At 71.2% G+C, this 12,711-nt stretch carries 12 protein-coding genes; 5 read left to right on the top strand and 7 right to left on the bottom strand.

The genetic code is table 11. From position 1 onward, the window contains the following. Positions 1-175 precede the first annotated feature (175 nt). The 4 genes from R3E98_15695 (at position 176) to R3E98_15710 (ending at position 2,676) form a co-directional block, all read left to right on the top strand. Positions 176-706: a putative metal-dependent hydrolase gene (locus R3E98_15695; protein MEZ4424854.1), complete on the top strand. Its 531-nt coding sequence runs from the start codon at positions 176-178 to the stop codon at positions 704-706. Positions 707-780: 74 nt separating this feature from the next. Beyond that, entirely contained in the window at positions 781-1,356 is a 576-nt protein-coding gene (locus R3E98_15700; protein ID MEZ4424855.1) for a hypothetical protein, read from the top strand. A 19-nt stretch (positions 1,357-1,375) separates the two neighbouring features. Continuing rightward, on the top strand, positions 1,376-2,254 hold the full coding sequence (locus tag R3E98_15705; GenBank protein ID MEZ4424856.1) for a hypothetical protein: 879 nt from the start codon (positions 1,376-1,378) through the stop codon (positions 2,252-2,254). A gap of 239 nt (positions 2,255-2,493) precedes the next feature. After that, positions 2,494-2,676, top strand: a complete 183-nt coding sequence (locus R3E98_15710) for a hypothetical protein (GenBank protein ID MEZ4424857.1) — start codon at positions 2,494-2,496, stop codon at positions 2,674-2,676. Between the two features lie 29 nt (positions 2,677-2,705). Here the strand turns inward: R3E98_15710 and R3E98_15715 are convergent, their stop codons facing one another. The 6 genes from R3E98_15715 to R3E98_15740 form a co-directional block, all read right to left on the bottom strand. Next, positions 2,706-3,692 carry a Ku protein gene (locus R3E98_15715; GenBank protein MEZ4424858.1) on the bottom strand — a complete coding sequence of 329 codons (987 nt, stop codon included), beginning with the start codon at positions 3,690-3,692 and terminating at the stop codon, positions 2,706-2,708. Continuing rightward, positions 3,685-4,455 carry a Ku protein gene (locus tag R3E98_15720; GenBank protein MEZ4424859.1) on the bottom strand — a complete coding sequence of 257 codons (771 nt, stop codon included), beginning with the start codon at positions 4,453-4,455 and terminating at the stop codon, positions 3,685-3,687. Before R3E98_15720 ends, R3E98_15715 begins: the two co-directional genes overlap by 8 nt. 215 nt (positions 4,456-4,670) lie before the next feature. After that, complete coding sequence (locus R3E98_15725) at positions 4,671-5,369, bottom strand: DUF5666 domain-containing protein (GenBank protein ID MEZ4424860.1); 699 nt, start codon at positions 5,367-5,369, stop codon at positions 4,671-4,673. 216 nt (positions 5,370-5,585) lie between these two features. Continuing rightward, positions 5,586-5,969, bottom strand: coding sequence for a hypothetical protein (locus tag R3E98_15730; protein MEZ4424861.1), 384 nt, complete (start codon positions 5,967-5,969; stop codon positions 5,586-5,588). A 189-nt stretch (positions 5,970-6,158) separates the two neighbouring features. Next, the gene (locus tag R3E98_15735) at positions 6,159-6,641 is read right to left on the bottom strand and encodes a RidA family protein (GenBank protein ID MEZ4424862.1); all 483 of its coding nucleotides are present in this window, start codon (positions 6,639-6,641) and stop codon (positions 6,159-6,161) included. After that, positions 6,638-8,389, bottom strand: coding sequence for an amidohydrolase (locus tag R3E98_15740; protein ID MEZ4424863.1), 1,752 nt, complete (start codon positions 8,387-8,389; stop codon positions 6,638-6,640). Before R3E98_15740 ends, R3E98_15735 begins: the two co-directional genes overlap by 4 nt. A 174-nt stretch (positions 8,390-8,563) precedes the next feature. On the opposite strand from R3E98_15740, the gene R3E98_15745 reads away from it, so the two are divergent. Then, complete coding sequence (locus R3E98_15745; GenBank protein MEZ4424864.1) at positions 8,564-9,685, top strand: N(4)-(beta-N-acetylglucosaminyl)-L-asparaginase; 1,122 nt, start codon at positions 8,564-8,566, stop codon at positions 9,683-9,685. 49 nt (positions 9,686-9,734) lie between these two features. On the opposite strand, the gene R3E98_15750 is transcribed toward R3E98_15745, so the two are convergent. Further along, positions 9,735-12,701 carry a hypothetical protein gene (locus R3E98_15750; protein MEZ4424865.1) on the bottom strand — a complete coding sequence of 989 codons (2,967 nt, stop codon included), beginning with the start codon at positions 12,699-12,701 and terminating at the stop codon, positions 9,735-9,737. Positions 12,702-12,711: the final 10 nt, after the last annotated feature.

Consider the following 12,711-nt stretch of genomic DNA (forward strand, 5'->3'; position numbering starts at 1 on the left):
TGTGCCCCCGACCCTCCTCCCTACCGGGAAGGGGGCCTCGCCGGTTTCAACATAGCATGTCCTTGACGCCGGCCCCACCCGGTCGCCACCGTCCCGGGCGCGCTCGCGAAGGCGGCCGCATGCGGGCACGCGGGAGCCGATCCGACCTGCCCATCCCCCTCGAAACACCCGCATCATGACGGATTCGCCCGACACGCTCCGCTACCCGGTCGGCCGCTTCGCCGCCCGGAGCCTGGACCCGGCCGACGAGGAGGCGCTGATCGATGCGCTGGCGGCCCAACCGGCCGCGCTGGCCGCCGCCGTGGCGGGGCTGGACGACGCGCGCCTCGACACACCCTACCGACCCGGTGGGTGGACGGTCCGGCAGGTGGTCCACCACCTGCCCGACAGCCACATGAACGCATACGTGCGCATGCGGAAGGCCGCCACGGAGGAGACGCCCGTCATCACCACCTACGAAGAGGCCGAGTGGGCCGGGCTGGCCGACGCCCGTCTCGGGTCCGACGTGTCCCTTCGCCTGCTGGACGCACTGCACGTGCGTTGGGTCGCGTTCCTGCGCGGGTTGGACGCCAGCGGCCGCGCCCGCGCGTTCCGACACCCCGAGCTGGGGCCCATGAGCATCGGCACGGCGCTTCAGCTCTACGAATGGCACGGTCGCCACCACATCCGGCACATCACCGCCCTGCGCGAGCGGTCGGGCTGGTGAGCCGCCATCCTTGTCGTCGGCGCGCGCGCTCGGACGCGCCGTGCGCCCCCGTCCCGATCCCAGGAGTCCGGCCCATGCGCACCACCCTGCTCTTCGCGCTACCCCTCGTGCTCGGCGCCCGCGGCCTCGCCGCCCAGGCCCCACCGCCCGCCCAGCAGATCGCCGCCGCCGTCCTCGCTGCACCAGAAGACAAGCGCGCATCGGCCACGGTGCTCGGCTTCGATCGTTCCGGAGAGGTGGTCACGCTCCGGGAGGGATCGGGAGACCTCGTCTGCCTGGCCGACGCGCCGGGGGACGACGCCTTCAGCGTGGCGTGCTACCACGAATCCCTGGAGCCGTACATGGCGCGCGGACGCGAGCTGCGGAAGAGCGGGGTGACGGACACGAACGAGATCAACCGCATCCGCTGGAGCGAGGCCGACGCGAAGACCCTCTCCATGCCGACCGCGCCGGCATCGCTGTACGTCCTCAGCGGAGGCCGCTTCGATCCCGCGTCCGGGACGGCTCCGGAGGCGAAGCTGCGCTGGAACATCTACACGCCCTGGGCCACCGGGGCCACGACGGGCCTGGCCGAGCGCCCGGGCATCCCGGGCGAGCCCTGGCTGATGTTCGGCGGCACGGCGGGCGCGCACATCATGATCGTGCCCTGACGTGCGGGAGTCGCTGCGGGTGAGACCGCCGCTCTCATCTGCTGCGCGCCTGCCCGGGCGTCGGGCCGGCGGGCGGGCGCTGCCGGCTCCGCTGGCCCTGCTCGTGGCGCTGGCGGCGTGCGGCGAGGAGCCTCCACGCACCTTCGAGGCGCCCGCCGCGGCTGATCCCGCACCGTCCGGCCCCGAGCGCACGGTGCAGGATGGGGCAAGCCTCGCGCAGGCGCTGTCCGACGCGACCGGCCCGCTCCGCATCCGGCTGGAGGCCGGACGCTACGGGCTCGACGCCCTACCTCCGTTGGTGGGCACGGGGATCGAGCTGGTGGGGGCCGGGCCGGATGCCACCGAGCTCACGGGCGGGCTGCGTCTGGACGGCTGCACCGGATGTCGCCTGACGGACCTCACGCTGCAGGGCCCCGGCCCGCTGCTCCTCGCGCGCGGGGGCTCGGTGAGCGTGGAGGACGTCCGCCTGATCGGCTCGGCCCCCTCGGACACCGCTGCCGTGGTGGTGCGATCGGGCAGCGTCGAGCTCGAAGGTGTGCTCGTCGACGGCTTCGCGGTGGGGGTGGCGCTGTCCGACTCCGCGCGGGCGCAGGTCCGCCACAGCGTCCTCGGGACCACACGTGCGGGTGTGCACCTGGGCGGTGGAGCCGGCGCGATCGTGGTGGACAACCTCTTCCGGGGGGAGGGCTGCCCGGTGTGGCGCGACGAGGACGCCTTCCCCGGCGACGACGCGTCCGGGTTCATGCTGCTCGGCAACCTGACGAGCGGGGAGGCCACTGCATTCTCGCCGGCCTGCCTGGGGACGGATGCGCTGCGCTGGGACGATCCCGACGCCGTGCCGGTGCGACTCGAGCTCGAGCGCATCCCCGCGCTCACTCCCGCGCTCGCCCCTCGCTGAGTCGACCGCCCTGGCGGCTATCCTGCGGGGATCGAATCCGGCCTCGAAGCCCCCGCCGCCGGTGAAGGGACGCTCGATGCGAACGGACTCGCGCCGTGCGGGCGGGCGGTCCGTGAAACACGTCGGCCCGCAACGCTCCACGCCCCTCGGGGCCGGGTCACCGGCATCGGGCTTGCGCTCCGTTCCTGCCGCCGGCGCGTGCTGCGCCGGTCGAACCGGATCGACGCGAGGAGAGCAGGATGGCGCACGAACCCACACCCGACCGGCAGGACGAAGAAGGCGATCGGAAACCGCTCCCCCCCGACGTGCAGGAGGGGGAGGAGCCGTCACGCGGCAACCTGGGCGCCGGACGCAAGCACGGTGTGCAGCGGCGACCGCGCGACCAGCGTGGCGATCCGGACCCGAAGCAACGAGGCGGCTGAGCGCGCGGGCCACGGGGCCGGCAAAGCGCCTATTCCGCTTCGGCCTCCGCGATCGCGCGCTCAAGGGCGTCCTTGTCCATGCGGCTGCGGCCCGGCACGTCGAGCTCCCGGGCCCGGGCATAGAGCTCTGCCTTGGTCGGTGCACCGCCGTGGCCGTCGGACGACGAGGAGTCCCGGACGTCAGGCTGGTCGATCTCGACTCCGTTGCCGGCTCCGTGCTCCAGGCGCGCCTTCAGCACCGCGATGAGGTCCACGATCCGCGCCTCTCCCTCTTCGGCCAGCGCCTCGCGGGGCGCCGCCACCAGGTCCGTTCCGGAACGCGCCTTCCTTTGCGCCAGATCCGTGAGGCGTTCGGCTTCGTGATCGCTCAACGCATCCTCTGGCACCGTGTCGGCCGTCATGCGCCGGATGACGTCGCGCATGCGCGCCGACGCCGCCTTCGGGGCCGGCGCCTCCAGGGCGAGTCCCACGTCCGCGGGCGTGCGCAGCTCGTCGGCGTAGCGCAGCGTCTCCGCCCGGAGGATGCCGTCCTCGGCAAGGATGGCCGTCAGGTACTCCTTGCCCCGCATCACGAAGGTGGCGATGCCGGCGCGGTTGGCCTGCTCCATGGTGGCCGCCAGCAGGCGGTAGGCTTTGGTGGAGTCACCGGAGGGCAACAGGAAGTACGCACGTTGGAAGCGCATGGGATCGAGCTCCGAACGCGGGACGAACCGTCGCAGGTCGATCTCGCGCGACTTCTCCGGACGAAGCGCCTCGAGCTCGTCGTCGCGGACGACCACCCACCCTGTGTCGGTCTCGAAGCCGCGCACGATCTGGTCGGGAGGCACCTCGGTGCCCTCCTCCGGACAGACGTAGCGCCGGCGGAGGGGGCGTCCGTCGGGCGACAGCATGCGCAGCGACGTCGTCCGCCCACGCACGGCGGAATAGAGCTGAACGGGCACGTTGACCAGCCCGAAGGCGATCGACCCCGACCAGAAGGGGCGCGGGGCCGCGACATCACCGCCTGCATCAGGCACTGGCCAGGCTCGCTTCCAAGGCTTCGCGCAGCGAGGCACCCTCTGCGCGCGTGCGCCGGTGTGGCTCGATGTCGATGGTCTTGCCGCTCGCCTTCGCGTCGATGAGCTCGAGCAGCCGCTCCCGATGCTCGTCCGTCCAGCGCTCGGGCTCGAACGGTCCCTCCAGCGAGGCGATGAGCCGTTGCGCCAGCTCCAGCTCCGCGGGCTCGAGGTCCCTGCCCTGCGGGACGGACACCTCTCCGCCCGCCACCACCCGACTCGCTGGGCGCAGGCTCACCAGCACCAGGGCGCCCTCGTGGACGCGCAGCGCACCGCGATACTCCTTCTTGCGCATGACCCACCGGGCCACGCCCTCGCGACCGCTCGCCCTCAGTGCCTCCACGAGGGCGGCGTAGTCCGCCGCCGCTCCGTCGGGGCCCAGGTAGTACGGACGGTCGTACCAGCGATGGTCGAGCACGTCGGGCGGCACGAAGGCCTGCACGTCGATGTCGCGTGATGGCTCGGGCTCCAGCGCTTCCAGGTCGCCTTCGCTCAGGACCGCGAACGCCTCGCGATCGGGGAGCGGCACCCCCTTGCGGACGTCCTCCCGCGGCACCGGGTCGTCGGTGTCGGGATCGACCAGCTCCTGCCGGACCGGCACGCGGTCCCGCTCGTGGAGCAGTCGGAAATGGACGCCACGATCCTCGACGCCGGCGTAGAGCTTCACCGGCACCTGCACGTCATCCAGCCGGAGCACGGCCTTCCACATCGCGCGCGCCGCCATCTATTCCGCCTCGCACCGGGGGCAGAGGATCTCCGCGGTCATGGAGATCCGGACCACGCACTGAGGACACCCCGGCTGATCGCACCGGGCACAGCGCATCTCCACCTCGAACGCGTAGCGCTGAAGGCAGTGGTCGCAGATCTCGTCTCCGCCCCGTAGCCACCAGGGGAAGGACCCGGTTGCGTCCGTGGGGAGGTCTGCGGCTTCCGTTCCGCTCATCGCCCGCTTCCCGGATCCCGCTCCCGCCTCAGCCTGTGGACGGTCTCGGCCTCCAGTTCGCGCGCCTCGAAGAGGTCCCTGTCCATACGGCCGGTGACGCTGACCTGATCGCCGACGTCCACACGTTGGAGCCCGTCCTCGTCCAGCGGATTGCGCTCCATCTCGTCCACGTCCACCGTCAGTCGTCGAGTGCCGGTGTTGAGCGTGAACTCGTCGCCGGAGACCTCGGTCACGGTACCCTGCACGATCATGCGTGACTGCTCGACCGGGCCGAAGATCGATACGATCGGATCCGTGAACCAATCCTCCTCGTCGTCGTTCTGCTCGACATAGAAGTACGTGCCCAGCCGCTCGACGTAGACCGTTCGCGCCTCGATCTCGACGGACGAGAAGAAGTCGTCGTCGATCAGGCCGGAAACGGTGACAGCGTCGCCGGACCTCAGCTCGTAGCCATCGCCCCAGCGTTCCAGCTCGTCCATCTCCACCCTGATGGTCCCGTCACCGTAGTCGAGGCGGAACTCCTCGCCCATGACGGCCTGCACCTGCCCGTCGATGGAGACCCAACTGTCCTCTTCCAGCAGATGGGGGTCGCGGGTCGGTTCCTGCCCCGCCACGGGGGCGGCGGTCGACGCGGCGGCCGCCAGCAGGACCAGGGCGGCCGAGCAGCGTCCCAGGCTCGTGCGGTATCGTCTCATTGGTATCCTCCCTTTTGTCGTGGGAGAGGACTTGGGGGCAACCGGCGTGCCTGTGGGGGAGACAGCGAAATGGCACGGGCGGGAGTGCGTCAGCGAGGGTGGAGCGCCCGTCGTGTTTCAAGACCAGCGGGTGGACACGAGGACCGGGCAGGGGGCGGGGGACGGGGGACGGCGACGGCCTTCCTTCAGGAGGTTGTGGTCGGCCGCCGCTCGCGATCAGCGCACGTGGTAGTACGTCTGATCCAGATAGGCGCGCACGGTCAGGACGATCTCGTCCCCCGGCACGGCCGGAATCCGCGGGCTCCGGTACTCGTTGCTCGACCCGATGGGGTCGGCCGTCAGGTACAGGTCGGTGAGCAGCATGGTCTGCGGCAGCTCGAATCGCTTGGTCTGCCCTGTTGTCACGGTACCGAGGCGCTCCGAGCGTCCCGACGCGACGGCGTGGATGGTCATGTCCAGGAAATTGTCGTTGCGCACCGCGACGGTGATCGGGTCTCGATCCGCGAATGCGGACGGCGAGTCCATGCCGTCCGACGCGCATCCCGACGCCAGAACGGCGGCCAGGACCGCGGCTGCAGTGGTCGTAGGTCTGGTCCTCATCTCTTGGGCTCCTTCAGATTCCTGCGGAGAAGGCGATCCGGGGGGAATCTCGTCACCCTTCGTGGGGTGCAAGGAGCCTGCCCGCAACAGGCGGCGCCGACGGGCCGGGCGCCGCAGCCTTCGTGTTCCAGGAACCGATCTCTGCGCACGCAGGAGCGCCGCGCGGGAGCAGCATCTCGAGATGCCCGTTCAGGGTGCGCGCGCGATGCACTCGATCTCGACCCGCGCGCCAAGGGCGAGGCCGCTACCCGCCATCGCGGAGCGCGCCGGAGGATCCGAAGGGAAGAACTCCAGGTATGCTTCGTTCATCGCGCCGTAGTCGGCGATGTCGGCCAGGAACACCGTGCACTTGGCGATATCCGCCCGGGTGGCGCCCGCCGCCTGCAGGACCTGCTCGATGTTGGCGAGCGTCTGCCGCGTCTCCGGTCCCACACCTCCCTCCACCAGGCGCAGCTCGCCTCCGACCGTCCCGATCTGCCCTGAGAGGAGCAACAGGTCCCCCACACGCACCGCCGGCGAGAAGACGGGCAGCTTCGCCACTCCCGGGACGTCGATGATCTCCATCTCCGCCCGACCGGTCGCCGCGCTCGCGGGAGGAAGGTCGTCCCGCGGCTCCAGCGTACACGCCAGCGACATGAGGAGTGGGACCAGCAGAACCGGCGTGCGTGTCATGGTCCGTCTTCCTTTCTGCGGTAGCGGATCTCACCTCCCACCACCGTGAGCTCCACCTGTGTCTGGGGGATGCGCTCCTCGGGGATGGTCAGGATGTCCTGGGACAGCACCGTCAGGTCGGCGAGCTTGCCGGGCGTGATGGAGCCCTTCCGATCCTCGGCGAACTCGGCATAGGCGTTGTTGAGCGTGTACGAGCGCAGCGCTTCCATGCGGGTCATCTTCTGGTCGGGATAGAAGCGTGTCCCCTCCACGGTCATCCGTGACACCGTGGCGTAGTAGCTGGCGATCGGGTCGATGCGCTCCACCGGCACATCCGTGCCGTTGCCGATGACCACGCCCGCATCCAGCAGCGACCGCCACAGGTAGGCGCCGGTCCGCGCCCGCCATTCGCCCAGGCGCCGCGGGATCCACGGCCCGTCGGACGTGGCGTGGATGCCCTGCATGGCCGCGATGACGCCCAGCTCCGCGAAGCGCGGCACGTCGTCGGGGTGGAGATGCTGTGCATGTTCGATGCGCCAGCGCAGGTCGGTGGCCTCCGGGTGCTGGGAGAACACGTCGGCGTAGATGTCGAGCACCTCCCGGTTGGCCCGGTCGCCGATCGCGTGCGTGTTCACCTGGAAGCCGTTCTCGATGGCGATCTCGGCCGTCCGCCGGATCTCCTCCACCTCCTCGAGCACGAGGCCGGCGGTGGAAGGCAGATCGTCGTAGGGCTCCAGCAGCCAGGCTCCGTGGGAGCCCAGGGCGCCGTCGATCTGACGCTTGATGGAGCGCACCGTGAGGTGGCCGTTGCCCTCGGGAAGGATGCGGTAGTCCGCGAGGCGCTCCGCCATGGTCTCGTTCGACTCGCGGCGCACCATCACGTACAGACGCACAGGCAGCGACCCCTCGGCGTCCATGCTCCGCAGGCGGTCGATGTCGTCGAAGCTGGAGCCGGCGTCGTGGAAGGAGGTGACGCCGTTGCGCAGGGCCTCCTCCCCGGCCAGCCGGACGCGCTCGGCGAAGTCGTGATCGCGCTCCTCCGCGCTGCGACCTTCCTCCGCGCGGGCCTGGGCGGCGCTCACGAGACGTTGCGCCGTCTCCCGCAGCAGACCGGTGGGCCGGCCCTCCGGTCCGCGCACGATCGTGCCTCCGGCGGGATCGGGGGTCTGGGGCCCGATCCCCGCCTCCTCCAGCGCCCGGGCGTTCGCGAAGGCGGCGTGGCCGCTCGCGTGCCCCAGGAGCACCGGGTGGTCGGGGCTGACCGCGCTCAGGGCGTCGTGCAGCGGCACGCCGTCCACGTTCGGCGTCGGCACCGACGTCCACTTCTCCTGGTGCCAGCCGCGCCCGTTGATCCACGTGCCGGAGGGCGCCCGCGCGGCGGCCTCCCCGACCAGGGCCACGATCTCCTCCCAGCTCGACGCAGCGGTGAGGTCCAGGATCATCCGCGAGCGCCCCAGCGAGAGGAAGTGCCCGTGACCCTCGATGAGGCCCGGCACCACCAGCCGCCCCTCCAGGTCCACCACCTCGGTGCCCGCCCCGACGTATGCGGCCATCTCCTCGGAGGTGCCCACGTCCAGGATCGTGTGTCCGGACACGGCGACCGCCTCGGCCTCGGGCCGGTCGTCGTCCACGGTGACCACCCGGCCGTTGGTGAGCACCAGGTCGGCGCTGCGTGAGGACGGCGCACAGCCGGCGGCGATCCAGGCCAGCAGGGTCAGGGCCCGGCCGCCGGGGGCGCGCGCGCGGGCGCCGGAGAGCATGCGGAGCATGGCTCGACCTCCTTCCGATCCGTGGGGGACGCGCGAAGTCGGGAGCGGCCCAAGGTGGGGCGGCGCGGCCCCGTCCCGCCAGCCGGGCGGCGCGTCCCGGCCCTCCCGCGGGGTTGTGCGGAGCACCGAGCGGCGGCGAACATGCCTCAGCCTCCCCTCTCGCCGGAGCCAGCCATGAAGCGCAGGGACTTCCTCTCCACCACCACGGCGGCCGGGATCGGGGCCGCGCTGCCTCGCCCCGCCTCCGCGCAACGCGCTCCCCAGGTGCTTGTGCGACGGACGGTCGATCCGGTGGTGATCGCCGACTCCAGCGGATGGCGCTACAAGAACGGCGGTCCCCGCAACGCCGTGGAGGAGGCCTATCTGCGCATCACGCGCGGGGAGGACGTGCTCGACGCCCTGATTGCGGGTGTGAACATCCCGGAGCTGGACCCGGAGGAGACGGGCATCGGCTTCGGAGGCCTCCCGAACGAGCAGGGCGTGGTGCAGCTCGACGCCTCGTGCATGCACGGCCCCCGGCGGCAGGCGGGCGGGGTGGCCGCCGTGGAGGGCATCCGGACGCCTTCGAAGCTGGCCAAGGCGGTGATGGAGCTCACCGACCACCACCTGCTCGTGGGCCAGGGCGCCCAGGACTTCGCCCGCCGTCTCGGGTTCACGATCGAGGACGACCTCAACACCGAGCGTTCCCGGGCGCTGTGGCTGGAGTGGAAGCGGCGCGTGGACCCCGAGCACTACCCCGACCCGGAGTCGCGTCGGCGGGTGGGCTACGACGCCGGCCTGGAGATGGTGCGCGAAGGCCTGATCGACGCCGACTCCTTCTGGGGCACCATCAACTGCAATGGGCTGGGGCCGAACGGCGAGCTGTGCGGCGTCACCACCACGAGCGGTCTGGCCTGGAAGATCCCCGGCCGCGTGGGCGACTCACCGATCCTGGGTGCCGGCCTCTACGTGGCCGACGGCGTCGGCGCCGCCGGCTCCACGGGCCGCGGGGAGGCGAACCTGTTCAACCTGTCGTCCTTCTTGATCGTCGAGCGGCTGCGGCAGGGCGACCATCCCAAGGACGCCGGGATGTACGCGCTCGAGCGCATCAAGGAGAACACCGTCGAGGCGCGCCTGCTCAACAGCCGCGGACTGCCGGCCTTCGACATCCGCTTCTTCGTGCTCGACGCCCAGGGGCGGCAGGCCGGCGTGGCCATGTACGGGAACGGCGAGTCGATCTACGCGCTGTGCACGGCGAACGGATCGGAGGCGGTCCCGCTCGAAGGGCTGCTGGAGGGGTCGCCGACGGATCCGTGAGGCACGGCGCGCGGCCGTCCCCACCGGACGGCCGCGCCCGCCTCTCGCACTACCGCCCGCCCCCCACCTCCGCCAGCACCCGCCGCACGTCGGCCACAGCCGCACGCTGTGCCGCCGTGGGCGGCTGCAGCGTCCCGGGCCGCACCGCACCTCCGTTCAGCGCGCTGAAGACGCCGCGCACGGTGCGGAACGCGGCCCGCAGCTGATTCGCCGGATCGGTGGGGGATCCCTGGGGCCGTCCGAATCCACCGCCCTGGATGCCGCGGGCTTGCATGGCCTGCTGCACCTCCTCGCCCAGCGCCAGGACGTCGAGCAGGAAGCGCTCGCGGGACTCGTACTGCGCCTGGGTGAGCGTCATCTCGGGATCGCCGGTCACCTCGACCGTCTGCGTCGAGGTGGCGCCCCGTGCCTCCAACGTCACCGTGTAGCGACCGGGGGACACGTAGGGTCCGCGCTCGGTGATCGGCCGCGCCAACCCCGGCGCGGTGTGGCGCTCCCAGACGTCGTCCTCGCCCGGGAGCGGATGGCGCAGATCCCAGTTCACCCGGTGCGTGCCTTCCCCGGAGGGGACACCGAGCGTACGGATCACCTCACCGTCCGCCCGCGCGATGCGCAGGACCGCGGGTCCGCTCCCGCCGGCCAGACGGTACGTGATCAGCGCGCCATCCGGCGGGTTCTCGCCGGCATATTCGGCCTCGGCCCGGTAGGACGTGTCCTTGCGGTAGTTCTGGATCGTGGCGGGCGCGACCGAGAACAGGTGTGCCGCGCCCGAGGCGCGTGCCCACTCGGCCAGGGGGCGCGTGTCGTCGAGGATCCAGATCCCCCGCCCGTGCGTGCCCAGCACCAGGTCCTTCTCGCGCGGGTGGATGAGGGCATCGTCGTAGGCGGTCGTGGGCAGGTTGGGCATGCGCGCCCAGGTGCGGCCCGCGTCGGTGCTCACGTGCATGGCGCTCTCCGTGCCCACGAACAGCACGTCCGGATTGTCCGGGTGCTCGACGATCACGTTGACCGATCCAAGCGCAGGCAGCCCCTGGTGCACCGGCGTCCAGGACGCGCCGAAGTCCTCCGTGCGGAAGACGTAGGGACGGAAATCGCCGTCGCGGTGCGCATCGAACGTCGCATACGCCACGCCCGGCGCACGCACAGAAGCCGCCACGCGGCTCACGTACGTGCCGTCGGCGATCCCGCCGACGTTGCGGGACACCTCGGTCCAGGTGCGGCCCCCGTCGCGCGTGACCTGGAGGTTGCCATCGTCGAAGCCCACCCACAGCACGGCGGGATCCAGCGGGGACTCGGCGAGGGTGGTGGCCTCCCCGAAGCTGCCGGTCCCGTCGTTGGCGGAGATGGTCAGATCGGAGCCGCGCACGCCCATCAGCTCCAGCCGGTCACGGTCCACGCTCCGGCTGAGGTCCTCCGTGCGCTCCCAGGTGTCCCCGCGGTCGCGCGAGATGAAGAGACGATTGCCTCCGACATACAGCACGTCGGGGTCGTGTTGCGACAACAACGACGGGGACGTCCAGTCGAAGCGATAGGGCTCCTCGCCGATGGCGGGCTCGGGGCTGATGTCCACCATGTCGCCGGTGACATGGTCGTAGCGGAAGTGGCTACCGCCGTTGGAGCTGCCGTAGGCGTAGCGCGCATCGCGCGGGTCGACCTGCCAGTGCATGCCGTCGCCGAACCCGTTCTGCATCCAGTCGTCGTTGACGATGCCCGCCCAGCGCCGCGTCTGCGACGGTCCCATGAACGAGTGGTTGTCCTGCAGGCCCCCGTAGACCCAATACGGATCGCGCATGTCCACCGCGATGTCGTAGAACTGCGAGATCGGGAAGTTGTTGAGCTTCCGGAAGCTCACGCCGCCGTCGTAGCTCTCGTGCATCCCGGCGTCGCCGCCCAGGTACAGGTGCTCGGAGTCGTTCGGGTCGATCCACAGGGCGTGGTGGTCGGCATGCACACCCACGTCGTACGTGGGCGCCTCCGCGATCTGCGTCCACGTGCGGCCCCCGTCCCGGCTCACGTGCGACTCCGTGGCCAGCGTGTAGACCACGTTCGGGTCGTTGGGGTCGATGAAGATCTCCGAGTAGTACATGGGCCGGCCGTTCTGGGCGCTGACGCGCGTCCAGGACTCCCCGCCGTCCTCGGAGCGATACGTCCCCGTGGTGGCGCGATCCGCCGTCTCGATGAGGGCGTTCAGGACGCGCGGGTTGGAGCGGCTGATCGCGAGGCCGATGCGGCCCTTGTCCTCGGCCGGGATGCCGTTCGTGAGCTCCCGCCAGGTGCGCCCGCCGTCCGTGCTCTTGTGGATGCCGCTCCCGGGTCCCCCGCCGTTGAAGCCCCAGGCGCGGCGGAGCCGCTGATACGTGGCGGCGTACAGCACATCGGGGTTGGTGGGATCGAGCACCAGGTCCACCGCGCCCGTGTGCTCATCCACGTAGAGGGTCTTCTCCCAGGTGCGGCCGCCGTCGCGGGTCAGGAAGACCCCGCGCTCGGGCGAGGCCGCCCACAGATTGCCCAGCGCCGCCACCCACGCCACGTCCGGGTTGGTGGGATGCACCTCCACCTTGCCGATGTGACGGGTCTCTTCCAGTCCCAGGTGACGCCACGACGCCCCACCGTCGTCGGTGCGGTAGACGCCGTTGCCCCACGAGGTGCTCTGCCGGTTGTTCTGCTCCCCTGTGCCGGCGTAGACGATGTCCGGGTTCGACGGCGCCAGGGCCACGTCCCCGAAGGTGCTCACCGCCATCGTGTCGAAGACGTTGGTCCAGGTCTGGGCGCGGTTCGTCGACTTCCACAGCCCGCCCGATGCGGTCGCCACCCACAGCGTGGAAGGATCGTCCGGCACCGCCTCGATGTCATGGACCCGACCGCCCGTGACGGCCGGGCCGATGGCGCGAGGCCGCAGGTCGGTCAGGTCGGAGGTGCGGATCGGCGTCTGGGCCGCGAGCGGCAGGGCCGGCCCGAGCGCGAGGAGCAGGACGAGGGCCGGACGGAGAGGACGGACGAGGACGCGACGGGCCATGGGCACGTGG

The sequence above is a fragment of the Gemmatimonadota bacterium genome (assembly GCA_041390125.1).
GTDB lineage: Bacteria > Gemmatimonadota > Gemmatimonadetes > Longimicrobiales > Gaopeijiaceae > JAGQIF01.

Excerpts from the sequence above, each read along its gene's own strand:
- R3E98_15735 (MEZ4424862.1), bottom strand. The coding sequence starts at position 6,641 with ATGACACGCACGCCGGTTCTGCTGGTCCCACTCCTCATGTCGCTGGCG.
- R3E98_15700 (MEZ4424855.1), top strand. The coding sequence starts at position 781 with ATGCGCACCACCCTGCTCTTCGCGCTACCCCTCGTGCTCGGCGCCCGC.
- R3E98_15720 (MEZ4424859.1), bottom strand. The coding sequence starts at position 4,455 with ATGGCGGCGCGCGCGATGTGGAAGGCCGTGCTCCGGCTGGATGACGTG.
- R3E98_15740 (MEZ4424863.1), bottom strand. The coding sequence starts at position 8,389 with ATGCTCCGCATGCTCTCCGGCGCCCGCGCGCGCGCCCCCGGCGGCCGG.
- R3E98_15745 (MEZ4424864.1), top strand. The coding sequence starts at position 8,564 with ATGAAGCGCAGGGACTTCCTCTCCACCACCACGGCGGCCGGGATCGGG.
- R3E98_15730 (MEZ4424861.1), bottom strand. The coding sequence starts at position 5,969 with ATGAGGACCAGACCTACGACCACTGCAGCCGCGGTCCTGGCCGCCGTT.
- R3E98_15695 (MEZ4424854.1), top strand. The coding sequence starts at position 176 with ATGACGGATTCGCCCGACACGCTCCGCTACCCGGTCGGCCGCTTCGCC.
- R3E98_15750 (MEZ4424865.1), bottom strand. The coding sequence starts at position 12,701 with ATGGCCCGTCGCGTCCTCGTCCGTCCTCTCCGTCCGGCCCTCGTCCTG.
- R3E98_15725 (MEZ4424860.1), bottom strand. The coding sequence starts at position 5,369 with ATGAGACGATACCGCACGAGCCTGGGACGCTGCTCGGCCGCCCTGGTC.
- R3E98_15710 (MEZ4424857.1), top strand. The coding sequence starts at position 2,494 with ATGGCGCACGAACCCACACCCGACCGGCAGGACGAAGAAGGCGATCGG.